Annotated in this window: 14 protein-coding genes and 1 riboswitch; of the genes, 6 read left to right on the forward strand and 8 right to left on the reverse strand. The window is 62.4% G+C overall.

Annotated features, from left to right (window positions below; genetic code table 11):
- Window positions 1-279: 279 nt before the first annotated feature.
- Both KIO74_RS04730 and KIO74_RS04735 read right to left on the reverse strand, forming a co-directional pair.
- Window positions 280-1,104, reverse strand: a complete 825-nt coding sequence (locus KIO74_RS04730; RefSeq protein WP_502762021.1) for a helix-turn-helix transcriptional regulator — start codon at window positions 1,102-1,104, stop codon at window positions 280-282.
- Between the two features lie 654 nt (window positions 1,105-1,758).
- Window positions 1,759-2,907, reverse strand: a complete 1,149-nt coding sequence (locus KIO74_RS04735) for an alpha/beta hydrolase (RefSeq protein WP_213330932.1) — start codon at window positions 2,905-2,907, stop codon at window positions 1,759-1,761.
- Window positions 2,908-3,280: 373 nt separating this feature from the next.
- Here KIO74_RS04735 and KIO74_RS04740 point away from each other — a divergent pair, with 373 nt between their 5' ends.
- From KIO74_RS04740 to KIO74_RS04750, 3 genes are all read left to right on the forward strand, one after another.
- Window positions 3,281-4,831 (forward strand): AbgT family transporter, encoded by a 1,551-nt coding sequence (locus KIO74_RS04740; RefSeq protein ID WP_213330933.1) that lies wholly within the window; start codon window positions 3,281-3,283, stop codon window positions 4,829-4,831.
- A 53-nt stretch (window positions 4,832-4,884) separates the two neighbouring features.
- Entirely contained in the window at window positions 4,885-6,087 is a 1,203-nt protein-coding gene (locus KIO74_RS04745) for a M20/M25/M40 family metallo-hydrolase (RefSeq protein ID WP_213330934.1), read from the forward strand.
- 82 nt (window positions 6,088-6,169) lie between these two features.
- Window positions 6,170-8,005, forward strand: coding sequence for an SLC13 family permease (locus KIO74_RS04750; RefSeq protein ID WP_213330935.1), 1,836 nt, complete (start codon window positions 6,170-6,172; stop codon window positions 8,003-8,005).
- A gap of 718 nt (window positions 8,006-8,723) precedes the next feature.
- Here the strand turns inward: KIO74_RS04750 and KIO74_RS04755 are convergent.
- Both KIO74_RS04755 and KIO74_RS04760 read right to left on the reverse strand, forming a co-directional pair.
- The gene (locus tag KIO74_RS04755) at window positions 8,724-9,242 is read right to left on the reverse strand and encodes a GNAT family N-acetyltransferase (protein WP_213330936.1); all 519 of its coding nucleotides are present in this window, start codon (window positions 9,240-9,242) and stop codon (window positions 8,724-8,726) included.
- A gap of 483 nt (window positions 9,243-9,725) precedes the next feature.
- Window positions 9,726-10,571 (reverse strand): HD domain-containing protein, encoded by an 846-nt coding sequence (locus tag KIO74_RS04760; RefSeq protein WP_213330937.1) that lies wholly within the window; start codon window positions 10,569-10,571, stop codon window positions 9,726-9,728.
- A 411-nt stretch (window positions 10,572-10,982) separates the two neighbouring features.
- Between KIO74_RS04760 and KIO74_RS04765 the strand changes: the two genes are divergently transcribed.
- Window positions 10,983-13,514, forward strand: a complete 2,532-nt coding sequence (locus KIO74_RS04765) for a DUF4214 domain-containing protein (RefSeq protein WP_213330938.1) — start codon at window positions 10,983-10,985, stop codon at window positions 13,512-13,514.
- Window positions 13,515-13,790: 276 nt separating this feature from the next.
- On the opposite strand, the gene KIO74_RS04770 is transcribed toward KIO74_RS04765, so the two are convergent.
- Window positions 13,791-14,759 (reverse strand): ABC transporter substrate-binding protein, encoded by a 969-nt coding sequence (locus KIO74_RS04770; protein WP_502762100.1) that lies wholly within the window; start codon window positions 14,757-14,759, stop codon window positions 13,791-13,793.
- 28 nt (window positions 14,760-14,787) lie between these two features.
- Entirely contained in the window at window positions 14,788-15,531 is a 744-nt protein-coding gene (locus KIO74_RS04775; RefSeq protein WP_213330940.1) for an ABC transporter permease, read from the reverse strand.
- A gap of 132 nt (window positions 15,532-15,663) precedes the next feature.
- Window positions 15,664-15,766, reverse strand: a riboswitch (TPP riboswitch).
- 301 nt (window positions 15,767-16,067) lie between these two features.
- On the opposite strand from KIO74_RS04775, the gene KIO74_RS04780 reads away from it, so the two are divergent.
- Together KIO74_RS04780 and ggt are read left to right on the forward strand one after the other, a co-directional pair.
- Window positions 16,068-17,243, forward strand: a complete 1,176-nt coding sequence (locus KIO74_RS04780; protein WP_213330941.1) for a lytic murein transglycosylase — start codon at window positions 16,068-16,070, stop codon at window positions 17,241-17,243.
- Between the two features lie 1,263 nt (window positions 17,244-18,506).
- Window positions 18,507-20,237 carry a gamma-glutamyltransferase gene (gene ggt, locus KIO74_RS04785; RefSeq protein ID WP_291978819.1) on the forward strand — a complete coding sequence of 577 codons (1,731 nt, stop codon included), beginning with the start codon at window positions 18,507-18,509 and terminating at the stop codon, window positions 20,235-20,237.
- Window positions 20,238-20,281: 44 nt separating this feature from the next.
- On the opposite strand, the gene KIO74_RS04790 is transcribed toward ggt, so the two are convergent.
- Together KIO74_RS04790 and KIO74_RS04795 are read right to left on the reverse strand one after the other, a co-directional pair.
- A complete protein-coding gene (locus tag KIO74_RS04790; protein WP_213330943.1) occupies window positions 20,282-21,541 on the reverse strand; it encodes a GGDEF domain-containing protein in 1,260 nt (419 codons plus the stop codon).
- 223 nt (window positions 21,542-21,764) lie between these two features.
- Window positions 21,765-25,538, reverse strand: a complete 3,774-nt coding sequence (locus tag KIO74_RS04795) for a vitamin B12-dependent ribonucleotide reductase (protein WP_213330944.1) — start codon at window positions 25,536-25,538, stop codon at window positions 21,765-21,767.
- Between the last annotated feature and the right edge of the window lie 742 nt (window positions 25,539-26,280).

Here is a 26,280-nt window from a genome sequence, read left to right on the forward strand (position 1 = left end):
GGGAAGCTAGCAATAGTCGGCAACGGGGGGATGAGCTCAGAATCCCAACTCTTCGCTACTCATCCCAATCTTTGTTGAAAACCCGGCCTGGTCGATGCGGCAGCGGGAACTGTTTTTTGCCTCTGAAAGGAGCAGCATGGCAATGACGCCAAGGGCGGGAATCCGATCGAGCAATCATATGGTGAGCGGGGCGGGCAGCGGCTCAGAACATGGAATGATGTCCCGACACTCCGTTTGTCAAAGAGCCGCGCATCAGTCCCCCGCCCGGAAGCCAGCGGGCTACGCCGCGGGCCGGGTAAGGGTGCGGGATGTCGCGTCCTTGGGGCTTGCACCCGGGGAAGACATGGCATCGTCAGGGCATAGGTCGTCCTGACTTGCATCCTGCGGCGAGAGGTCAAACGACTTCAGGGCTTGCTCCGCCAGGCTGCGCTCACGCACCTCGCTCGGGCTGTAGCCGAACTCGCGTCGAAAGGCCCGGCTGAAGGTGGAGTGGTCGATGAAACCAACTTCGTTGCCAACCACATGGATTGGCAGGGAATCACCCGATGAAGTCAGATGGCGGTGCGCTTCCCTCAGCCGCTCGCGATTGATGAAATGAGCGACACCGCCCGCATGCTCAAAAAGCCGATAGAGCTTCGAGCGGGACATCGCCATAAGCCGGGCGAGCTGCTCTGGATCGAAATCCGGGGAAGCCATGTTCTGGCGGACAATCAGGCGGATACGGTCGATGAGGAGGGCGCTGAGCGACACCTCCGTTGCCTTGGCATGCGCCTTGCGCGGCGCTATGCAGGCCGCTACCAGCGAACGTGTTGCTTCAGCCAGGCCTTGCGCCTGTTCGGGAGGAATATGCGGCAGATGCCGGGCGAGGTTTTCCATATGGCCGGCAAGCAGGGCGCCAAGTTCTTGATTTATCTCCAGATCCTCGCCGCGATCGACATCCCCGTCCTCATTCCGGCAGAAGTCCCTCGGTAGAAACAGCGTTAATACTTCCGTATTTTCTGCTCGTTCCTCAAACGGTCTGGCGAGCGGGCTGAAATTCGAGGAGCCAGGTCGCAGGACCTCCGGGGCCGATGTCCTGCCATCGCCGTGATAAGCCAGCGCCACGCACCAGTAATCCCGGAAGGGCTTGGGCCTGTGTCGCCAATGGCGCGCGCGCGCATTCGCGTAGAGCGTTCTTGTCAGGACAAGATCGCCGAAAACCCAGAATGAGCTATCGGCTTCGAATGCCTCAGACGTTCTCGTTGTCGGTAAAAGATCAGTCGTTTCTGACAGCATCAATCGCCATGCACTCAACTGATCCCGGTTTGGCACGTTCCCGCTTGAGAAGTGGCCGCCAAAAATGGCTCCGTTGGAACCGCGCGAACTGGAGTAAGACGTGGTCGGCACGACAGCTTCCTTCCAGCTATTTGTGTCAACCTAAAGCACTGGACATGACCTTGGAACCGAACATATCGGCAGCAAAAAATGTGCCGCCGCCCGGTACTATTGGCAAGTGCCGGAGTGGAAACAAATTGTAACGCCGCTCCATATGCGGGGAGGGGCCTGATACTTTTGTGACGAGCTATTCCAGCCCGAAGGCGGCTTGAAGTCTCGGGGGGGGGGCGACCATTTGCAGTGGCCCACAAGCCCGTCTGCCGTCGCAGCCGGCTATCCATTGAATTGCGCTGCCAACGGCGTCTGCCGCCGCCTCGGCATCCTGTTATCCCGAACGACATTCAAAGCCGCCCTTGTCGGACAATGATCGTTGTCAATGCAAGGCTAGCGCGATGTGGCGGTATCGAACACGCGGATAGGGGCAGTTATGAGAAGGCTTGCGGCAGAGCCAAGTGCATCCGCGGCGACTAGCGGGGACGAGAGATCGGAGTCGGTGATCACCTGGCCCTGCAATAGTCTGTCGCCGATCAGGCGGACCGCCTCCGGGCTCGCGGCATAGAGGTCATGATTAATGCGATCGCCCGCATTGAGTGCGCTCAGGTCGAGAACAGTAACTCCCGACAGACCCGCCAGCTGCTGTTGGTACTCGTCACGCGTGACGTCTATTCCACCCAGGCGTGTAGCGCCCCGCGAGATGAAGCGCGAAAGCTGCAAGGCCCGGTCATGCTGCGCGACAAACAGGGTCACGCGCGGCCGCCGCGACCCCATGTCCTCGATCTGGCGCCGGAAGACGCCTATGTCGAGATCTGGAGAGGCAAGGATGAGATTGTCGATCTTCTTTGGCACGCCTCCCTTTTCCAGAGCGAGCTGGCGTATCGCCTCCACGGCGGGCCAGCTGCCCATGGAATGGGCGAGGATGGTGATCTCGCCCACGAAGGGGCTGCTCGCCGCCACCCGCAGGAGATAGGCGAGATCCGAGCGCGAGTAGGACGCGTTGTCGAAATCCCGGCTGTAGTCGAGAAGGCGCCCGCGTGAGGGCCAGGAAAAAAGAACCGGTGCCGCGTTGGCATCCGCGTCATGGGCCAACTGGGCAAAACGGAAGACGGCGCGGTCAAATGGCGTGTTGAAGCCGTGTACGAATACGAAGACGCGGCGCTTCCGGCCGTTTCTGGACCTGAACCAGTCCGCAAGATGGGCCTTGGAGACCGGTGTCGCGGAGGTCACCGTGAAGTCCGTCTCGGAATTGCCGGGCGAGGACCGTGGAAACTGGATGGTTCCCACCTCGCGATCGCGCGGGATAGAGACGACGATATTCGCGAAGGATACGGTTTCCCCGCGATCACCGGTGAAAAGAACTCCGGGATCGCTCGATGGCGCCCTGGTCGTCGCGGCCAGCATGTCGACCCGCGCCGCGCCCGGAGCCGGCGCTACCGGCTGCAGCATCCCGCGAGGCACAGAGGAGCATGCGTTGAGGCCAAGCGCGAGAGCCAGCAGGGGCAATCCATTGCGCCACCAGGAGAAGCCAGCCGGCATTATTCAAAGGCTCCGGAACAAGAACATCGCATGGAGGGCAGGTAGGATCGACAGGGGCGGGGACCGGTACAGCGCCGGGCGTGATTCTGGCATCAGCACCCCTGGAGCATTGAGAGCGGATCCACAAAATTGCCGAGGCCAAGTCAACATAAAGAACACATGTGACGGCAGCAAGCGGGGTAAAGGCGGATCCGTTGCAGCCATCCCGGCAAAATTTGGGACAAGGGGTCCAAGGATTGGGATTCTGTGCAGATGTTCAATCGGCAGGGCGGACTAAGTTCCCTCAAGAATGACAATCCGGGCAGGTTTCGGATTGCCGAGCCGGCTACATTCCCCCCTGAGAGGCGGAACGTTCAGCGCGGGAGAGGGCGAGATGACTGTCGAAATTACCGCGCCAAAGACGACGATGCAGAGATTTCTCGATGCCGTCGAGAAGGTGGGGAACATGGTTCCTCATCCCGTCGTGATCTTCCTGATCCTCATTGGCATCGTCATGGTGCTGTCAGCGGTGCTCAGCCTGTTTGGAGCGTCGATCACATTCGAGCGCATCAATCCGGATACGCATCAGGTCGAAATGGCGACGACCGCGATACGCAGTCTGCTCAACACTGACGGTATTCGCTTTATATATTCATCGCTCATTCCGAATTTCATGAGCTTCACCGCCGTCGGGCTCATGATCGTCGCCATGATCGGCGCCGGCGTTGCCGAAGAGTCCGGCCTTGTTACGGCTTTGATCCGTAAGCTGGTCATCGTCTCGCCCGGTTGGGCGCTGACCTATATCCTGTCCTTCGTCGGCATCCTCGCGAGCATCGCCGCGGACGCGGGCTATCTGGTGCTGATCCCGCTCGCGGGGATCGCGTATCTGGCCGTCGGCCGCCATCCGCTCGCTGGCCTTGCCCTCGGTTTCGCGGCGGTGGCCGGGGCATTCACGGTCAATATGCTGATCAAGCCTCTCGATGCCGTGCTTGTCGAATTCACCAACGATGCGGCCCATCTCGTTGATCCCAACCGCTCCATCGGTCTTGCCTCGAACCTCTGGTTCTCCATCGCGTCCGTGCTCTTTCTGACGGTTGTGGTCGCCTTTATTACAGACCGCATCATCGCCCCACGGCTCGGCACCTACGATCCGAATCTTGCGTCTGAAGGAACAACCACGGAGCAGGGCAGCGCGCTCTCCGAGCAGGAGTCTCGCGGTCTTCGTTTCGCTGGTTTTGGACTGCTGGCGCTGATCGCAGTCTTCTGTGTGTTGACGCTGCCTTCAGGGGCGCCTTTGCGCAATCCCGCAAGTGGCGAATTGATCGGCAACTCGCCCTTCATGAACGGCCTGATCGCCCTGATCATGCTCATGTTCCTGGTGACCGGCTGGGCCTTTGGCATCGGTGCGGGCACCTTGAAAACGCTCCCGGAAGTGATCGCGGCGATCGAGAAGTCGATCAAAAGCCTAGGCGGGACAATTTTCCTTTTTTTCGTGCTGAGCCAGTTCGTCGCCTATTTCACCTATACGAATATCGGCACGGTCATGGCGCTCAGCCTCTCAGGGGCACTCCAGGCCGCCAATATCGGTGCCTTGCCGCTGCTGCTAGGCTTCATCGTGGTGGTGGCGATCATCGACCTGCTTCTGACCGGGGCGATCGCGAAATGGGCGATTTTTGCTCCCGTTTTCGTCCCGTTGCTCATGAAGCTGGGCGTCGAGCCGGAAGCCGTGCTGGCGGCTTATCGTGTCGGTGACTCTCCGATGAACGCCATCACCCCACTCAACGCCTATTTCGCTCTGGTCGTCGGTTTCGCCCAGAAATACGACCGATCGGCGGGCGTCGGTACGATCGTGTCCCTGATGCTCCCCTATGTCGTCTGGATGTTCATCTTGTGGACCGCGCTTTTCGCATTCTGGAAAGTTCTTGGCCTGCCCTGGGGGCTGTGATGCCCGCGCGTGTCGCGTGAAACACCCCAACTTTCACCTGATTGGATGACACCATGAGTAGCTCCGCCGTACCTCTCGATGTTGAGTCCGCCGTCGATCATCTGATGCGCTTTCTCTCGGTTGAAGGCGTGACCGGGCAGGAGGCGAATATCGCCGCCGCCGTCAGCGATGCCTTGAAGAAGGCCGGCGTGCCGGCCTCCGCGATCCGCTTTGACGATGTCAATAAACGTATCCCCCTGCCAACGGAGACGGGCAATCTCATCGTCGATCTGCCTGGTACGCGGCCGGGCCCGCGCCTGTTGTTCTCGACGCATCTCGACACGGTGCCGCTTTGTGCTGGGGTGAAGCCTCGGCGTGAAGGCGACCGCATCGTCTCGGACGGTACCACCGCGCTTGGTGGCGATGCCCGCACGGGCGTCGCGCTCCTCGTCGTGCTCGCCGAAACGCTGATCAAAAACAAGCTCCCCCATCCGCCGATCACGCTGCTTTTCACCGTTCGCGAAGAGAGCGGCCTGCATGGCGCGCGTGAACTCAACCCCGCCGATCTCGGCGGCGCGGTCATGTGCATCAATGTCGATGGCCAGCTTGCCTCGGAGCTGATCGTCGGGGCTGTCGGTCAGGAGAATTGGGAGGTCGAGATCACGGGCAAGGCATCCCACGCCGGCGTCGCGCCCGACAAGGGCATCTCCGCCACGCTTGTCGGTGCCATCGCCCTCGCGGAGGCACAACAGGCCGGCTGGTTCGGCAAGGTCGTCAAGCCTGACGGCCGGGGGACCAGCAACGTCGGAATCTTCGGTGGCCGGGATGGCAAGCCGGCGGGTGACGCGACCAATGTCGTCACGGATTACGCCTATATTCGTGGCGAGGCGCGCAGTCCCGATGCCTCCTTCGCAACGAGCATCGCCGAGGGCTACAAGCAAGCTTTCGCGAAGGCGCAGGGCATGGTGAAGGACCACGACGGACAGGTCGCCGAGGTCAAATTCAGCCACAAGCCGGCCTATCCGCCCTTTGAGCTCGGCAAGGACGCTCCTGTCGTCAAACGCGCGGCCAGGGCGCTCGGGCTCCTTGGCATCGAGCCAACCTATCTGTTTTCGAACGGAGGGCTCGACGCGAACTGGCTCGACAAGCATGGTGTTCCAACGGTCACCATTGGAGCGGGGCAGGCGGAGATCCATACCATCAGGGAATATGTGAACCTTGATGAATATGAGAAAGGTTGCCGCCTCGGCATCCTGATGGCGACCCTGGAGGACTGAGCGTTGGCCGGAGTGTCCTTCTGCCACCCTCATGTCGCGCTGGCAGCCGGACGGTCCGGCGAAGTCCAATAGGGAGCTGAGTTTGAGCCCGATAGCCTACACCGGCACGATCATTGCCGTTGCGGTCGTCCTGTTCGTCTGGAACAAGATCCCCGTCGTCCTCGTCGCAATGATGGTCGCGCTGGCGCTGTGGGCGACGGGTGTCTTGACCTTGCCGCAGGCCCTCGCCGGGCTTGGCGATCCCGCTGTGATCTTCATCGCCTCGCTGTTCATCGTCAGTTCCGGTCTGGAAATGACGGGCGTCACGGCCTGGGCGGGGCAACTCCTGATCAAGGGGGCGGGGGAGGAGAGCAGGACCCGTCTTCTGCTGTTCACGATGGGCCTTGTCGCTGTGCTGACGGCTCTGATCAGCGTCAATGGCGCCGTCGCGGCGCTGCTGCCGGTCGTCGTCGTCATAGCCGTCCGGCTGAAGCGTAACGCATCGCAACTGCTGATGCCGCTCGTCTTCGCCGCCCATGCAGGCTCGATGCTGGCGCTGACGGGGACCCCCGTGAACGTCCTGGTCTCGGAAGCGGGAAGCGATGCGGGTGTCGGGGCGTTTGGCTTCTTCGAATTCGCGCTCGTCGGCATTCCGTTGTTGGCGGGGACGATGGCGATCATCGTTCTGTTCGGGGAGCGCCTTTTGCCGGAGCGCAATGGCGCGAGCATGCCTTCCGATTTCAGCAGGCACGCCAAGACCCTGGTCGAGCAGTACGGATTAGCCAGCGGGATTTACCAGATGCGTGTCCGGGCCACGTCTCCCTATATCGGGCAGACGTCGTCCGCCGTCGATTTTGCCGCCTATCCAGGCTTGCAGCTCGTGGCCGTTCAAGAAGGGGAGACGGCAAGCCCGTTGCGCCGCTCGCTCATCGCGGAGGGCGACCATCTTCTGGTGCGCGGTGAGGCGGAGGCTGCCGCGACACTGGCGGCGGACATGCATCTTGCTTTCCGCGAGGCGGTCAAGTCGGGCGAGGGGGAGGGAACGCTTTTCAATCAGCGGTCGGGCCTCGCCGAGGTCGTGATCCCCCCGCGCTCCGGACTGATTGGCCAGAACGTGTTTCCCGGAATGGTCACCGAGAGCGGCGATCTGATTGTCCTGGCTGTGCAGCGTGCCGGGGCCGAGCTCGCGGCCGCCAAAGCGGTGGAGGATGGTGGGGGCATCATGCTGCAGGCCGGCGACACGATGTTGCTGCAGGGAACCTGGAAGGCCCTCGATATTCACCTCGACGACCCGGATGTCCTGGTGGTGAGTTCACCCGAATTGGTCCGGCGTCAGGCCGTCCCGATGGGCCCGGGCGCGAAGCAGGCCGTCGCTATCCTGTTCGCCATGGTGCTGCTGCTCGCCACAGGCGTCGTTCCTCCGGCGGTCGCCGGGTTGCTGGCGGCCGGCGCTATCATTCTGTCCGGGATCATGAGCGTCGAGCAATCCTATCGCGCGATCAGCTGGACCACGGTGATCCTCGTCGGTGCGATGATGCCGCTCTCGACCGCCATGGTCGAAACCGGCGCGGCCAAGATGCTGGCTGAACGTCTCGTCTACCTGGTCGGCGACGCCGGGCCGATCGCCCTGCTCGCCGGCTTGTTCGTCCTCACCGCCATCATGGGGCAGCTCATCAGCAACACGGCGACAGCCCTGATCGTCATTCCGATCGGGGTCGCGGCGGCGGTGAGCATGGGGATCTCGCCGAAGCCGGTGCTGATGAGCACGACGGTGGCCGCGGCGGGCGCGTTCCTGACCCCGATCGCGACGCCGACGAACCTGATGGTCATGGGCCCGGGGGGATATGCTTTCGGCGACTACTGGAAACTTGGCTTACCGTTGCTGATTTGGTTCTTTGTCGTCGCGGTCTTTATCGTGCCACTTATCTGGCGCTTCTAAGCACGGGCATGCTTCACGGGGCTCCGCCTGTGCGGAACCCGTAAGCTCCATCCGGGCTGGCAGCCCATGCGCAGTCACGAGAGGGGAGCGGGAGGGCAAGCAGACGGTGCCCGTCGCCTGCTTCTCGCGGCAAAACAGGACGCGGTAACGATCATCCGTTGTTCACTCCAAGGAGGAAGAATTGGTTTATAAGTTTGGGGCGATGGTTATCGCCGGCTGTTTCATCTCAGCCGTCTATTCAGGCGGCGCTCTCGCTGGGCCCTTGCAACCAGCACAATTGAACGTGCCGCAGACGGGGGTGGAACTCGCGCAATGGGGACGCCCGCCGCCGCCAAGGCATGTCAGGCCGGCGCCAAGACGGTGCTGGTGGGAAAATCGCCGGATGAGGGATCATAGAGGGCGGTGGGTCGTGCGCCGTGTGCAGGTCTGCACACGCTGAGCAAGCCGTTCTCACTCCGCCTCGCGTGCGTCGAAGCTGATCCTGGAACAGGCGGTGCGCGTGGGGACGGTATGGCATGTGATGTCCGGGCCCATCCATATTGACGCCCGGAGTGCTCCGCGTTCTCAACCTGGCGGAAAAGCCCAATCTCGGATGGCGCGCCGCCGCGATCGGACGGCAGCGACGCGTCTTCTGCGCCGCTGATCTTCGTTGCCAAGCATTATCTTCACGTGAAGCATTATCTTCAGGTGAAGCGGGTTCACTTCGCTCGAAAATGCTTTAGGCGAGGGTCTTCCGGATCTGCACCAGGCTTGGGTCGTCGGGATGGCTCGTTGCAACGAAACCCTGCTCCTGTTCGACCTCTAGAGCTTCGTGGTTCTCGCGGCTCTCGATTGCTTCCAGTATCTTGACGCCCCTTGCCTGCGCGTGATCCGCGGCGTAGCGAAGCAACTCCCAGGCAACACCCTTGTGCTTGTCGTTCGCGCGAACGGAAATCGCGATTTCGGCCCGTTCGAAATTCGCGTCACAGGCGACCATGGCCGTTGCGACAACCGATTTCCCGTCTTCGGCAAAGGCTAGGAAGTGCTCTGTCTGATGGTGATCCACGTGAGTCATTGCGATCAGCCGCTCGTGACCGACCTCCTTCATGCTTGCCAGAAACCGGAAGCGCAGGTCTTCCGGCGCGACGCGGGAAAAAAATTCCGCCAGAGCCTTCTCATCGCCGGGCCGCACGGGCCGCACATGAAGCACAAGACCGGTGCGGGTGACTAGATCGTGGCTACCATTCTCATTCGTCATAGCATTGCTCCATGTCAGTATCGGTGGAATGACAATGTCCGCGGACTGCTGAGATGCGATTGCCCGAAGGTCCCTCAATTTTCTATAGAATAGTATGCGGCACTTTACATCAATTTTACCAGTAACGTGAACATGTGACTGATGCGGGACAAAGACTATCCTTATCGGTATAAGTTGTCATTGATACTCATCAAAATTGACGCGTTCTGCTAGAGTATGCCGCGTAACACGCGAGCGCCGCGTCCAGTTGACAAGCCTTGTCGCGGCAAGAGCGGCGCCCGGAAAGTCCGTAACCCGCACGTCGAGATGGACAGCGAGGCGGCAGGACGCCATCCATCCCATTCGTATCGCCAGATGTGTCCGGGACCTCCCCAGCGAATATGCTGGTTGAAGTCCGGAAACGGGGATGCCGCTTGTGATGCTTTATTCCGGCCAGAGCTCGCCCATTTGCGGATCATCCCGTGGCTGTATTGCCGTGCCCGGCTACCGTTGCGGGCCCATCAGAGTGAACGCGTGTTCGGCACAGAAGACATGGCTATGCAGATTGGCTATCCATTGCCGGCCGGCCGCGGTGACATTCAGATATGAAATGGCCTCTTTCAGGTGTGGCGAGACGCTGGACCAGTAGAAGTCCGGATATCGCTCGACCATATCCGCCGGCGTCGCATAACCAAGCTGGGTGTCGAGCCCGCATTCCTGAAACTCGTGGAACAGTGCGTTGGCCTTTTTCAGATAAAGCGGATCCCCGAGTTGCCCTATCAGGTCGGCAGCCTGTACGAGACGTCCCTCGCGTGAGTTGTACCCGTCGTGGTCGATCGGTCCGCTTGGAAAGCGGGTGTATTCGATCGCATGGGCAACGCGTTCAGCGTCAAGGTTGTACCACGGCCCGATACGCTCCAGCGCATAGAGCTTCGAACGGTCCACATGGTAGGGGGCAAGCGCCGCGTCCGAAGCGCCGCGTGGGAGTGTGACCGTCTTGCCATCCGCATTGATGACGAAGCGATCATGACTGTCGCCCTTCAGGATGCCGCGGACATATCCGATGTCGTGAAGGAGGCAAGCCACGATGATGTGCGCGTAGTCCTGGGCATCGACGCGCTCACTCAACATGCGACCGTGAAGGATGTCCCGCCCCACCAAAGTGACGAAAAACGTGTGCTCGACATTGTGATACAGGGCGTCACTGCGGCCGATGCACTCCAGCGCGATCTGTGCCGCGTAGCCCAACCGTTCGGCCTCGTCGTTGGCGGACGATCCATACAGGCGCCGGAAATCGTCGGCGATCTGCCTGCCAAGTTCCAAAGCCATCATCGCCGGCATCGTCATCATGGGAACGCCTCATGCATCCTTTTCAGGCAGCTTCACTATAGCCTCCTTCCTACGACAGGTCTTCTGCGCGATAGCACGAGGACCACTGGCTCCCGAGAGAATTGTCCCACAGTGGGCTCCGACGCCTTTTTAGACGCATCGGCGTTGGACGAGGGCCGTGGATGGATATCTGGCTCGCGTCTTCAGGCGACTGACGGGCGAGATCTTCGCCGCCATGTTTCAGCTGAGCCGCCTTCATGCCCTCAAATCTTAAGGAGAAGCCATCGAGGTCGTTCGCACCATCGGTTCCACTCGGATTTTCCGGGCCATATGTTCTATTGCCAACTCTGGAATGTTGTTTATAAATTAAGCGGAAAAGCAGGGCTTTCTTGCACGTTGGGGGATGTGCCACCTGCAGCTTTGGGGGGATAAATGACGCAAGATATTGTTAGCCTCTATCAGAGCCTGCTGCTGCGCACGCCGGCCGCCGACGAGGTCGCCTATTGGGAAAGCGTTCTTGCCGATGGCTATTCCTTGGCGGACCTTGAGCAGGCCTTCCGCGGGTCCGCCGAATACGTTGACCTGCATGAAGTGATCCTGCCCGTCATCGCTCTCTATCAAGGAGCGCTGGGCCGTGCGCCAGACGCCGCGGGATTGGCGTTCTGGACGGAGCAATTTCGTAGCGGTGCTGCGTCTTTTTCCGATCTTCTCGGCGCGTTTGCGCATTCCGAGGAGTTTCAGGGACTCCATCCAGACATCGGTCAAGACGTCTCTGCGGAAGATCTCGTCGGTATCTTCTACAAGAATATTCTTGGGCGTGAACCCGATCAGGCGGGCTTTGAATTCTGGGTCGGGCTTATCGAAACCGGGCGGATTACAGGCAATCAGCTGTCGTCGGCCTTCCTCGGCAGCGCGGAGTTTCAGGACCTCGCCGGAGACAATCTCCGGGATTTTCTCGATGATGTCGCCGATGGCGTGATCGATGAGGATCATGGTTCGCTCATCGAAGATGACGAGCCGGAACCTGAACCGGAACCAGAGCCGGAACCTGAGCCCGAGCCGGAACCGGAACCTGAGCCTGAGCCGGAACCCGAGCCAAGCCCCACTTACGCGGTGACGGCATCCGCCTCGACGGCCAGCGAAGGTGGATCGGTCACCTTCACCCTCGCGACAACCCATGTTGCTGCGGGTAGCATCGTCGCCATCAATTGGGGCGGAACGGTCGACGCGGACGATATCGATGGCACGCTTCCGACACGCTTCATCGTCGGCGAGGATGGCTTCGCTGCTATCACGGTCCATTTCCGCGCTGACGCCTTGACCGAAGGGCAGGAAACGCTGTCGCTCGGCGTGCCTGGGGTCGCGCCTGTCACGGTGATGGTCGCCGACACGAGCCTGACGCCTGCCGCCGTCTTCAATGCCGCGACAGGCAGGCTGGAGATCACAGCCGTCGATGCGACAGTCGCGTTGAGCACAGATGGAACGTCAGCCATCGTGACCGCGGCCGGTCGGGCCGCGCTGGAGGTGCCGCTCGCGGGCCTCCTGAGCCTGGCGATCACCAACGGGGCCAAGGTTACGGTCGCCGGCAGCGACGCCATCTTCACCGGCGCGCGGCAGATCGACGTGGATGCGAACGCACGACTGATTATTGATGTCGACTATCCCGCGTTGTCGGAGAACCATCAGTCGCATCAGGCGCTGAACCTCTCGGGGGTTCGCGTCGATGGCAACAACAGCCCCTCAGCCGTATGGGACGTTGTCGGCACGGCGAGTGGCGATATCAGCGACAAGTTTATCCTGTTCTGGGCTAATGGTGATGCCCAGTATTACGCTGGCGCCCCTGGAGGGGACTATTACAACGTCGGGGTCAATCTCGCGAATGTCCAGCTCTCCAACATCTACGCGGCGTATCTCGCGGATGGCGGGGCGGCCATAACCGACGTCGTGCAGACGAAGGTGGGTGGCGTGCCGGATTTCGCCGCGCGCCAGCAGTCGCTGCACGACAATCTCCTGGCCAATGTGACGGACGCCGCGATCGGGGATCGTTTCAACGGGCAGCCGGATCCCCGTACGGATGAGGCGAAGGCCTTCGGCGCGCGGCCTTACGAGGACGGCTATCCGCCGCTCGATTTCTCTCCCGCCGACAAGTGGGACGCAGAAAATGATGTCTACCGGCCGGATCTGGTGCGGACAGTCGTCAATCTTGACGATGGCATCAATGACGGCGCCTCCCTCGGCAGTCCCGACAGCCCCACGGGGAACAGCCTCGCTGATCACTGGATCAAGGATCGCGGTGTGCTCCAGCAGATCCATACGGTCGATACCGATGGCGATCAGGGACAGGCGATCGAGTTCGTCATCAACCCCGGCGGTGATCAGACCGGGATGAACCGCTATCAGGGCACGCTGATCCGCGATCTCGCGACCGGACCGATCGATCTCACCCACGGCAGCACCGCCGAATACAAGTTCTACATCGATCCGGACTGGCAAGGCGATGGTCAGGCGCAGCTCAGCGGCGCGTGGATCCAGTTGCAGAACCTGGCTGGGACTCTCTCGAATGGCGGACGATACGCCATCGCGGAATATGTCGACGCCGAGGCCTCGCTGAGGCTGACAGCCGAGGAGCGCGCCGCGGCGGGCCTCGCCGAGGGCGAGACCTTCACCGGCTTCCGCTTCTGGAATTCCGATGATGGTTGGGACTATTACCTGCCCTTCGACGATAACGGCTGGGTGACGCTGCAATTCAACTTCGGGAAGGACGCGCATAGCTGGACCGTGAACGGCGCGCTCGCCTACGTGCAGGAGGCCGGCGAGGTCGAGGGGGACGACAACGCCGTCCTCGAAACCCAGGTCCTGAAGAGCGTCATCTTCCACAGCCAGAATTTCGGTTTGGAAGAGCAATATGTCTATGACGACATCGCTCTGACCGGTGTGTCGCGCAACGCGAACTTCTACGACTGATCCGTGCGCATATGTCATTCCGGGGCGGGCCTAAGGCCTGAGCCCGGAAACCAGGACTGGCGCGCTTTGAGGGCAAGCGTGGCGTGGCCGTGCTCCCCACGGACACGCCACCGGTTCTGGGTTCCGGGTGCTTCGCTGAGCGAAGCCCCGGAATAACGACACCGCTCTCACACGGCGCAGGCGATCTGATACCCATGCGCCCGCGGCTGGCCGGTCTGCAGCGCGCGCCCTTGGAGAGAGGCCATCGCGCGGTCGCTACCCGGATGCCGCTGTCGGCTACTGCAACGCGACAGCGATGTCGTCTACGGCTGGCGCTGCTTTGATCAGGCCGGCGTCGAGCATGAATTGGCCGAAGCGTTCGTAGCGGCGCCTGTCGAGCGCTGACGGGCGCTTGGCGAAGCGGGGCAATGTGTCGATCCAGGCCTGCCGGTTCAGCGCGTCGTCGAGATCCGGATAGGCCTTGATGAACAGCTTCCAACCTTCTTCCGGATGGTTCGTGAGATAGATCGCCCCTTGTTCCACCGCGTCAAGGAAGCGGGTGAGGCGGCTGTCCTTTAGGAGATCGGGGCGCGTCACGAAAATCAGTTCGTCGTAAGCCGGAACGCCGCTGTCTTCCGGCAGGAAGGCGCGCCCCTCATGCCCCTTGAGGCGCATCTGCGTCAGCTCGAAATTGCGAAAGCCGCCGATGGTGGCATCGACCTGGCCACTGATCAGCGAGGGGGACAACGCGAAATTGACATTGACGAGTTCGACATCGCCCTTGTCGACGCCGACCGAGGCCAGCATGCGCTGGAGGAGAGCATCCTCGAAGCCGGACACGGAGAAGCCAATCTTCTTGCCCTTCAGGTCCGCCAATGACTTGATGGGGCCATTCGCCAGCACGGTCACGGTGTTGAGCGGCGTTTCCACAAGGGTGCCGAAGCGGACGAGGGGGATGCCCGCCGCGTGGTCGAGATAGAGGCTTGGCTGGTAGTGCACGCCAATGTCGGCCTGGCCGGATGCGATGGCACGCGGCACGATCGACGGATCCGACGGCGGCAGCAGCTCGACGTCGAGGCCCGCCTTGGCGAAGAGGCCAAGCTCCTTGGCCACCACCATGGGGGCGTGGTCCGGATTGACGAACCATTCGAGCAAGACCTTGATCTTTTCGACCTTATCCGGAGGGGCGGCCGAAGGCGTCGTCTGCGCGAAGGCGCCCGTGGCCGTTGCGAGACCGAGGGCGATTGTGAGAAGGGCTCTGTGGATCATGGCGTGTTCCTGTGCGCGGGGCGGTTCAGGTGTTCTGGGCCCAGGGGGTGAGACAGGGGGTGAGGCGATCGACGATGCCTCGCAGCGCGAGCGTCATCGCGGCCAGAATCAGCATCGCGGCAAACATCGTCTCGGTCTGCATGCGGGCATTGGCCTGTACCATGACAAATCCTAGACCGGCCGACGCGCCGACCCATTCGCCGACAACCGCGCCAAGCGGCGCGAGCGGCGCCGCGACCTTGAGGCCAGAGGCAAGGCCGGGCAGGGCGAGCGGCAGGCGCACATGAACGAGCGTCTGCCAGTGGGTGGCGGTCGTCAGGGCCGTCGCATCGAGCAGGTCGGGATCCGTGCGCCGGAGCCCGTCGGCAAAGGCCGAGGCCACCGGAAAGAAGATGATGATCGTCGTCATCACCACCTTGGAGGCGAGGCCGAAGCCGAACCACAGCACCAGGACCGGCGCGAGGACGAAGACGGGAAAGGACTGCAGCACCAGCACAAGCGGCCATACGAGCCTGCCGAGACGGGGCAGGGCCGCGATGGTGATCGCGGTGCCGATGCCCAGGGAGGCCCCCAGCGCAAAGCCCGCCAAAATCTCCCACAGGGTGGTGAGGCTGTTCGTCAGGAGAAATGACGGCTGGCGCAAGAAAACCGCGGCGACCTCCAGCGGCGGCGGCAGGATATAAGCCGGCGGCCGGGCCATCCAGATCAGGGCTTGCCACGCTACGACAAGCGTTGCTGCGATGCGAAGGGCGGCCAGGGTGACGCGCATGCCGTCCAGCCTCAGGACGCTTCGCGGCGCGGAGGGGCGAGGGGGGCAGGACGCGGTCTTGCAAGGCACATGGCGTGAACCCCAGCGAACGAGCCAGGATCAGGGCGATGCGAAGACGAGAGCGGGGTGTCGGGAAAGCCCATGTTCCGTTCCTACGCCGGCATCACCCGGATCAGGTTCAAGGGTCCAGCTCACCGCTATCTCAGTGCCGTACGGCACCCCCCTCGGAATGTGACAACTCTATGGGAAAAGCCCGGACGGCTGTCAAGCGGAGCCTTGGAACGAGTCCACCCGCGGGATGGTGCCGCCCGCCGCTCATTATTCTGCTGCATCGCGCGCCCTTATGCTGGCAGTTGCGGATAATCCCGCAACCTTCACCGATGCAGGGAGTTGATCCTCGATCAGAGCCTTAATCCGGGTTTTTTAATCAGATCTGCTTACGCAACTGCGGGCGGCGGTAACATTTTGAAAGGATTAACCATGATAGCCTGCGCGAAATCATGGTGAACCCTCGATAGCATCGGTAGGAACTCTATATGCGGCACATGGTCTTGATCGCGACGGCCTGGATGATGGGAACGGGCGCTGCGGCGGCGAATTTCACGCAGTGCATCAGCCAGATCAGGGCAGATGCAGCGCGCGCCGGCATCAGCCAGAACGTCATTGCCCAGGCATTGGCCATCAACCAGCCGGACGACAAGGTCCTGCGGCTGTCCAAGGTCCAGCCGGAATTCAAGACGCCGATCTGGGACTACATGGGCTTCCTCGTCGATGAGGAGCGCGTGCGGGATGGGCAGGCGATGATGCGCAAATACGATCGCGTCCTGCGCGCAGCCGAGCAGCGTTTCGGGGTCGATCGCCATGTCATCGCCGCGGTGTGGGGGGTCGAGACCAATTTCGGGTCGGAGGCGGGGGACAACTTTCTCCCGCATGCCCTCGCGACGCTCGTCTGCGAAGGGGGGCGGCGCCAGGCCTTCTGGCGCGGCGAGCTGATGGCCGCGCTCAAGCTCGTCGACCAGGGCGATCTTACGCTTGACGAGCTCTACGGGTCATGGGCGGGCGCCTTCGGCCAGACCCAGTTCATTCCCACCACCTACCAGCGGCTGGCGGTCGATTTTGACGGCGACGGACGCCGCGATCTCGTCAAGTCGGTTCCTGATGCCCTGGGGTCGACGGCGAATTACCTCAAGCGGGCGGGCTGGCGCACCGGCCAGCCATGGATGATCGAGGTCGCTGTACCATCGGGTTACAAAGGCCCCACGGGCCGCAACAACCGGGCCTCGCTCGCGACCTGGGCCGGCCGGGGCGTGACGCGCGCCGATGGCCGCCCGCTCTCGGGCGACGGAGAGGCGGGGCTTCTGTTGCCAGCGGGGCCCAACGGGCCGGGCTTCCTCGTCTATCCCAATTTCAATGCCATCTATGCCTATAATCAAGCGGAATCCTACGCGCTCGCGATCTCGCATCTCGCCGATCGGATGGCTGGACACCCCGCGTTACGGACGCCGTGGCCCACGGATGACCCCGGCCTGTCGCGCGCCCAACGCCTCCAGTTGCAGAAGCTACTGGCCGCCCGTGGCTACGATGTGGGGGTGCCGGACGGCAAGATCGGCGCCCAGTCCCGCGCGGCGATTGCCGCCGCCGAGCAGGCCATGGGCATGCCGGCAACAGGACGTGCCGGCAGCAAGATCTATCGCGCGCTTGGCGGCCGGTAGCGCGAGAGTTATCGCTGACAGCAGCGCAAGTGAAACGATTATCGTGCGTGGCTGTCCATCGGGACAGTCACGCATATGTATTTATTAGCCGGCTTTTTATCGCGGGTTTGGTTGGCAAAATGGAGAGCAGGGTCTTTTCGATCGCCGGATGCTGCCGGTTTATTCGCGTTAATTTGCAATAATATATTGAATTATATTGATTTTCTTAAAAATGCGACAGCTGCCGGCGTGGCCCGGTTCGCCAGTTTCCACGGCAGCGACTGTAAGAGCGGCGGGTTGTTATTTAGCTGGCAACTTATTTTTCGCCTTGAGATCAAGCGAAGCTCGAGGATATCCCGGCAGATTTAGCTCAGCGGCCGAAGGTACGGCAGCGCGGGTCCCCGGCGTCGCGCGGCGACGGGAAGGGGATCTATGAACGGTGGGGGCCTTGGTCCTTCCCTGCTGGCCGCAACATGGCTATTGCCTGTCGCTCTTGGAAAGCCAAGCCGGGGAAACCCGGCCTGACAACGGCCGCCGGGATAACGCGAACCGAGAGTGCGTTCTCGCAGCTGAATGTCGATTGGCTTAACCCGCGTCGCGCCCTCACGTTTCGCTGCGTCAGCGGGCGGGAGGAGATGTTCGTCCGTGTGGTGAATGAGAGACCCCAATTCCCGGGATCAGGCCTGGTTTGATGAGGCGATAGGCAGTTCCTGACAAATTTATTCCCCGTTATCCATAAGCGTCCCTTTGGATTGCCATGGAACAAACAGTGAATTAATGAGAACAAATAGAAAACATAGAGGAGCAGGACGATGGTTCAGTGGTTCTTCGGTCGGGTGATCGAACTCGCCTCTCTCGGTCTCTTCGTCGGCATGATCGGCGTTTGGGCAAGCGCTCTGGGTCTGCCCGCCTGATGTCTCTGCGGATCGCCGCGCGGTTTCGCGCGACGGCTTCGCAGAAGTTGCCTCGCTGCCGGCAGAGAGCTTTCGGAACAGGAGTTGCGGTTGCGCTGCCACGCCAGAGACCGCATCTCACCAGATATCGTAATGGACAGATAAGCTTGTTGGCGCGATGTTAGGCGCGGCCCAACAGGCAGGGGGCGTGATCGGCGCCTTCCGGATCGATCCGGCTTTCGCCATGGGATGACTGGCGAGAGTTCAGGTGAGTTTGCCGTCGCCCTTCTGCGCTCGGGTCTCAAAGCCGTTTGCTAAAAAGCACGGGGGCAAGACAATGAGCCGGTTTTCATCTTGGCGCGCATCTTTTGTCCGGACATGCGGTGCGGCCGTGATTGGCGCGTCGCTGGTAGCGACCGTCGCATCATCTGATGTCGAGGCTCAGGCTCTCGCGCCCGCGCCAGAAGGCGCGACCAAACGCACGGGTCGTGTTCTCGGCGAGGCGCGCGAATTCATGGTCGCCGCCGCCAATCCGCTGGCAGCGGAGGCCGGACGCGAGATACTGCGCGCCGGGGGCAGCGCGGTGGACGCTGCGATCGCGGTGCAGCTTGTCCTCAATCTGGCCGAGCCGCAGAGCTCCGGCCTCGGTGGCGGCGCCTTCATGCTGCACTGGGATGCGGCAAAGCGTGCGCTCGTGACCCTTGATGGTCGCGAAACGGCGCCCGCATCCGTGACGCCGGAGCTCTTCCTGACGGCGGACGGCAACGCGATGCCTTTCATGGAGGCTGTTGTCGGCGGCCGTTCGGTCGGTGTGCCCGGCACGCCGCGCCTGCTGGAGGCGGCCCACAAGCGCTGGGGACGATTGCCCTGGGCGCGCCTGTTCGAGCCGGCGATCCGGCTGGCGGAGGATGGCTTCGCGATTTCTCCACGGCTCAACGGGTTGCTGGGCCAGGAGCAGGCGTTACGTGCCGACGCGCGGGCGCGGGTGTATTTCTACGCGGAGGACGGAAATCCGAAAGCGGTGGGCGCCCTGCTGAAAAGCCCCGCGTTGGCCGCAACCCTGCGGGTGTTGGCGCGGGACGGCATGGATGCCTTCTATTCCGGGCCCATCGCGGAGGACATCGTCGCCAGCGTGGGCGGCCACGCGAAAAACCCCGGCGGCATGACATTGGCCGACCTCAAGGCCTATGCGATCGCGGAGCGCCCGGCGATCTGCCAACCCTATCGTGTCTATACGGTCTGCGGCATGGGGCCGCCCAGTTCCGGCGGCATCGCGATCGCGCAGATGCTCGCGACGCTTGAGAAGCAGAATCTCGCACGGATAGGGCAGGGCGCCGAGGCCGTGCACTGGATCGCGGAGGCCGGCCGGCTCGCCTATGCCGATCGGGCCCAGTATCTCGGCGATCCGGATTTTCTGGCCGTCCCGGTGCGCGGGCTCCTCGATGCGGACTATCTGCGTGACCGGGGAGCGCTGATGCGGCCTGATCGGTCCATGGGCCGGGCAACGGCGGGGGAGCCGCCCTTCGCTCGCCGGTCGCACTTGTTCGCACCGTCCGAGGGCATCGAGAACGGCACCAGCCATATTTCCGTCGTCGACGCGGATGGGAACGCGGTGTCGATGACGACCACCATCGAGAGCGGCTTTGGCGCGCGCATCATGACGGCGAGCGGGTTCCTCCTGAATAACGAGCTCACCGACTTCAACTTCGCGCCGAGCGAGGGGGGGAAGCCGGTCGCCAACCGGGTCGAGCCCGGCAAGCGGCCGCGCAGCTCGATGGCGCCGACCATCGTCTTTGACGCATTCGACAGGCTTTACGTGGTCACCGGGTCGCCTGGCGGCAGCCAGATCATCAATTTCGTCGCGAAGACGCTCGTCGCCATTCTCGACTGGAAGCTTGACCCGCAGGTTGCGGTGGATTGGCCGAATATCGGCAGCCGCAACGGACCGACGGAGCTGGAGGCGGGCACAGAGGCCGAGGCCTGGAAGGCGCCGTTGGAGGCGCTTGGCCATCAGGTCGCCGTCATGCCGATGACATCGGGAACCCAGGCGATTGTCCTGACGCCGTCCGGCTTTCTGGGCGGGGCCGACAGCCGGCGCGAGGGCGTTGCGATCGGTGATTGAGCTGCCCGATCGTGGTTCCGGCGACCCGCGAAAACGATATGTCTCTACCGCCTGGGTTCTGATGAGCTTCCATTGGCGGATTGGTGAAGGGAACCGTTGCGGCCGCGACTCGGGAAGATCGCGATATTGCTGCCACTGAGGGGCGGAGGAGGCAGTGGGTCGCCGTCCTGCGTCACCCGGTTCCGCCCCTCGTTCTTGGAGCGATAGAGCGCCTTGTCGGCGGCGGACAGAAGCTCTTCCGCGTCATAGCCGTGGGTTCCGGATGAAGCGACGCCGGCACTGACGGTCACTCCGCGACCGTCACAGGATTGCCGGACGGCTTCGAAGAAGGAGCTCCTGATTCTGTCCGCGACGAGGTGCGCGTCATTGACGCTCGCGCCGGGTAGCAAGGCGGTGAATTCCTCGCCGCCCATGCGGAACAGCATGTCACTCGACCTGAGATAGCGGCTGGCGATCTGGCTGAACTGCACGAGGATCGCATCGCCCATCGCATGGCCGAATGTGTCGTTGACGGACTTGAAGTGATCGAGGTCAAAAGCGATGACCGCGATCGGCTCATGCGCCGCCGCATGCCGGCGCAAGACCTGCAGACCACGCAGCTCGAAGCCGCGCCGGTTGAGAGCTTCCGTTAACGGATCGACCAGTGCCTCGCGCCGATGTTCGAAGCTGAGCTTCTCCTTCATGATGGCGGTGGCGATGAAAGCCATGCCGAGCATGAAGATGAGGGTCTCGAAGGCAAGAACCATGTTCCAATTCCAGGCGGTCAGGAAACCGCTGTCGGGAAGAGGCAGGTTCGGCGCGTCGATGGCTCGGATGATGAAAATCGCTGCATGGACGCAGAGCAAAACGACACCCGGCACGCGAGACGCCAGTTCACCGCGCCCCCGCCACAGCTCCATGGCGGTGGCGAAGGAATAGGCGGCGATGACGCCCGAAACGAGCATGACCCTGAGTGCCAGGGTTTCCAGGAATGTCGGTATCAGGCAGACGCCAAGCCAGATGACGGTGCCAAGGGAAAAGCCGGCCCATTGCATCGGGCGCCCATCGAAGGCGCGCGCGCCCTGCCAGGCCGCGCCATAACCTAAGAGGATAAGGCTGTTTCCGGTGATGATTCGCGCGGCATCGGGCATGAGCTCATGGGTCGCGAGGACAGCGACGCCGAAGCCGACCAGAAAGTAGCAGCCTCCCCACAGGGCGAGCGGGCGCCGGTCACGGTGTTGCAGCGCCGAGAAGCTGAGCCACGCGCCAGCAACGATGGTGATGAAAACCACCACGACGAACAGGGTCCGTACATCGAGCATCATGAGGCGGCCAACCTTCACTCCCTCGGCCTACCGGCGAGGCTGTCTCATCGAGGCTGCCCTCAGCACCCGCGATAGCAACCTTCAATCCTGTTGCTTGTAGCGCGCGCGGTATGCCGCGCAAGGGGGAGGCGATGCAACGGCTGGCGGCGTCGCATCCCGCTCCATGAAAATGGCCGGGACAAGCCCGGCCATGAGTGTCAGAAATGGACGATGAGGATAGGACTCAGCTGCAGCCGGTCGTCGAGCCGCAGGTGTCGCACTTCATGCAGGTGCCGTTGCGGACCAGGGTGAAGTTCGCGCATTCCGGGCAGGCCTCGCCCTCGTAGCCCTTCATCCGCGCCTCGGCCCTGCGATCGGACACTGTGCGCTGTTGATTGGCTGGGGCGGCGAAGCCGAGCGATGCGAAAGCTTCCTCGCCGATGGGCTCCCTGTCCTCTTCCGGTTCACTCTTCAAAGCCACGGCGCCGGTACCGGCGAAGGCGACCACCGTCGCGCTGGCCGGCTGCGCGGAGGCCATGGCGCCCGGGGTCTTCGGCGCATCGCGCTTGTCACCGGGAATGGTGAGGAAGTTGGTCGGTTTGCCGCGCACGAACCCCTTCGAGATCACCTGCTGCGTGGGCGCCGGCGTGCTGCCCTCCGGGGCCTTTGCCTGATTCTCGCCCTTGCCGATCACGTCGAAGCCGATCTCGCTCGGGTCGACATGGGCGAGGTCGTAGCGGGAGAGATAGGAGATCGCCAGCTCGCGGAACACGTAGTCGAGGATCGAGGTGGCGTTCTTGATCGACTGGTTGCCAGCCACGAAGCCGGCAGGCTCGAAGCGGGTGAAGGTGAAGGCCTCCACATATTCCTCGAGCGGCACGCCATATTGAAGGCCGAGCGATACGGCGATGGCGAAGTTGTTCATCATCGCCCGGAAGGCCGCGCCCTCCTTGTGCATGTCGATGAAGATCTCGCCGAGCCGGCCGTCGGCGTATTCGCCGGTGCGCAGGTAGACCTTGTGGCCGCCTACGACCGCCTTCTGGGTGTAGCCCTTGCGGCGATCCGGCATCTTCTCGCGCTCGCGCACCCGCTCGACCCGCTCGATGATCTTCTCGACGATGCGCTCGGCGACCTGCGCGGTCCGTGCGGCGGTGGGCTGGGCGAGAAGGGCATCGACGGCATCCTCGACCTCGTCCTCTTCCTCGTTGATGAGAGCCGAGTTCAGCGGCTGCGACAGCTTGGAGCCGTCGCGGTAGAGAGCATTCGCCTTCAACGCCAGGCGCCAGGACAGGAGATAGGCCTCCTTGCAATCCTCGACGGTGGCGTCATTGGGCATGTTGATCGTCTTGGAGATGGCACCCGTGATGAACGGCTGCGCCGCCGCCATCATGCGGATGTGGCTCTCGACCGAAAGGTAGCGCTTGCCGGTGCGGCCGCATGGATTGGCGCAGTCGAAGACGGCATAATGCTCGGTCTTGAGATGCGGGGCGCCCTCCAGCGTCATAGCTCCGCAGATGTGGATGTTCGCGGCCTCGACATCGGCCTTCGAGAAGCCGAGATGGGCGAGGAGATCGAAGGTCGGGTCGTTGAGGCGCTCGGCGGGAATGCCGAGGGTCCCGATGAGGAAGTCCTCGCCGAGGGTCCATTTGTTGAACACGAACTTGATGTCGAAGGCCGACTTCATGCCCGCCTCGAGGGTCGCGATCTTCTCCTCGGGCAATCCCTTGGCCGCGAGCGTCGTCTTGTTGATGGCCGGCGCCTGGGCGAGCGATCCGTGGCCGACCGCGTAGGCCTCGATCTCGGCGATCTCGGATTCGCGATAACCGAGGGAGCGCAACGCATCCGGGACAGCACGGTTGATGATCTTGAAATAGCCGCCGCCGGCCAGCTTCTTGAACTTCACCAGCGCGAAGTCGGGCTCGATGCCCGTGGTGTCGCAGTCCATGACGAGGCCGATCGTGCCGGTCGGCGCGAGCACGGTCGTCTGGGCGTTGCGGTAGCCATGGGCCTTGCCGAGCGTCAGCGCTTCGTCCCAGGCGGCGACCGCATGGGCGACCAGATTGCTCCCGAGCTCACCAAGCTTCGCGGCGGAGGCGTGATCAAGCGGCACGGGATCGGTCGCCAGCTTCTCGTAGCCCGTCGCCTCGCCGTGCGCCGCGCGGCGGTGGTTGCGGATGACGCGCAACATGTGGGGCGAGTTCTTGGCATAGCCGGGGAAGGGGCCGAGCTCCCGCGCCATCGCGGCTGACGTGGCGTAGGAAATGCCGGTCATGACGGCTGTGATGGCGCCCGCAAGGGCTCTCGCCTCAGCGGAATCGTAGGGCAGGCCCATCGTCATCAGGAGGCCGCCGATATTCGCATAGCCAAGACCGAGCGTGCGGTACTTGTAGGAAAGCTCCGCGATTTCCTTTGACGGGAACTGCGCCATCGTCACCGAAATTTCGAGGACGAGGGTCCACAGCCGGCAAGCATGCTCGAAGGCCTCGACGTCGAAGCGGCGTGTCGCGCGGTCATAGAACTGCAGCAGATTCGCGGAAGCGAGGTTGCAGGCCGTGTCGTCGAGGAACATGTACTCCGAGCACGGGTTCGACGCGACGATCGGGCCCGAGGCCGGGCAGGTGTGCCAGTCGTTGATGGTGGTGTGGAACTGAATGCCGGGATCGGCCGAGGCCCAGGCCGCATAGCCGATCTTCTCCCACAGCTCACGCGCCTTCAGCGTCTTCACCGGCTTGCCGGTGAGGCGCGCCTTCAGGGTGAAATCGCGATCTTCTTCCACCGCGTTCAGGAAGTCGTCGTCAACGCGCACGGAGTTGTTGGAGTTCTGGCCGGCGACGGTCGCATAGGCCTCCGAATCCCAATCGGTGTCATAGACGTCGAAGGAGATGTCCGTGTAGCCCTGTCGCGCGAACTGGATGACGCGCTTGATGTAGTTATCGGGCACGAAGGCGCGGCGGGCGAGCTTGATCTCGCGCTTCAGCGCCGGGTTCTTCTCCGGATCGTAGCAGGAGTCAGGCTTCTCGCCGCCCTGCGATTCACAGTTGATGCAGGCCTTGAGCACGGCCTTCAGATGCTTCTGGCAGGCCTTGGAGCCCGCGACGAGCGCCGCGACCTTCTGCTCTTCCTTCACCTTCCAGTCGATGTAGGTCTCGATGTCGGGATGGTCGACGTCGACCACGACCATCTTGGCGGCGCGGCGCGTGGTGCCGCCCGACTTGATGGCGCCGGCCGCGCGGTCGCCGATCTTGAGGAAGGACATGAGGCCGGAGGAGCGGCCACCGCCCGACAGCTTCTCGCCCTCACCGCGCAGCTTCGAGAAGTTGGAGCCGGTACCGGAGCCGTATTTGAAAAGCCGCGCCTCACGGACCCACAGGTCCATGATGCCGCCCTCATTGACGAGGTCGTCGCTTACCGACTGGATGAAGCAGGCATGCGGCTGGGGGTGTTCGTAGGACGACTTTGATTTCGTCAGCTTGCCGGTCTTGAAGTCCACATAATAGTGGCCCTGGCTCGGCCCATCGATGCCGTAGGCCCAGTGCAGGCCGGTGTTGAACCACTGCGGGGAATTCGGCGCGACCATCTGGTTCGCCAGCATGAAGCGCAGTTCGTCGAAGAAGGCGCTGGCGTCGGCTTCGTCGGAGAAATAGCCGCCCTTCCAGCCCCAGTAGGTCCAGCAGCCCGCGAGGCGGTCGAACACCTGCCGCGCTGATGTTTCCGACGTATAGCGCTCGGCCTCGGGAAGGAGCGCGAGGGCTTCGGTGTCGGCGACGGACGTCCAGAGGAAGGAAGGGACATCGTTCTCCTCCACACGCTTCAAGCGTGCGGGGACGCCGGCCTTGCGGAAGTATTTCTGGGCGATGACGTCGCTGGCGACCTGGCTCCAGCTCGCGGGCACATCGAAGGCGTCGAGCTTGAACACCGTCGATCCATCGGGATTCCTGATCTCGCTCGTCGCGGCTCTGAACTCGATGGAGGCGTAGGGAGACTGTCCCTCTTCGGTGTACCGGCGCTCGATCCGCATGGATGTGATCCCTTTGGCGGTCGCCCGCCATCGCTAAATATGGGGGGTGGCCCGCCATGTACCAAGCTTGAACGCTACGGAGAGGGGCACCGGGGGATGCTTCATCCGCACCCTTACCTTGCGTAAGAAACCGCAAGGGAAGGCCGCGTCCAAACCGCGGCACCGACTGGGCCCGGGGGACATTCAGACACGCAGCAGCCCACGCTGTTTCGCAACACCGCTTGCCGCTGAACACATTTGTGAAACTTATTCTGAGGTGCGTCAGCAGAAACGCAGCTGACGAAGCATGGCTGGAAGTTAGTGCGATCCTGCCCTGTGCGTCAATATCTAGGGGGTTCAAGTTTTTTGACGCGCAATCTCTAGAGCCGTTGTTGCGCCTTACCGTCGTTTCAGCACCACTAGAATAAACGTGCCTGATGGTAATGGGAAACAAGGCTTTTCCCCATTCCTGGGGATACCGGCCACAGTGTCACCATTTGTTCACCACAATCGAATTTTCCACCTCCATCCCCATGGGGTGAAGGCGGCGCTCTACATTTAGTGGTGTTTTGGCGATTCTGGCTCGACGCTGTGGAGATCCTATGGCAGCGCACTTCCGCGAATCGCTGCCGGGCGTCGCGAGGGACTTGACGGGCGTCGGCTTGGCGGATGCGTCGGTGGGGAGCGCAGACGGGTGTTCCGCCATAACCCGGGAATGCGCCTCTTAACGCACTTGTTTGGTCTCGCATGTGGGGGAGACAGT

This window comes from Chelatococcus sp. HY11 (genome assembly GCF_018398335.1).
Classification (GTDB): domain Bacteria; phylum Pseudomonadota; class Alphaproteobacteria; order Rhizobiales; family Beijerinckiaceae; genus Chelatococcus.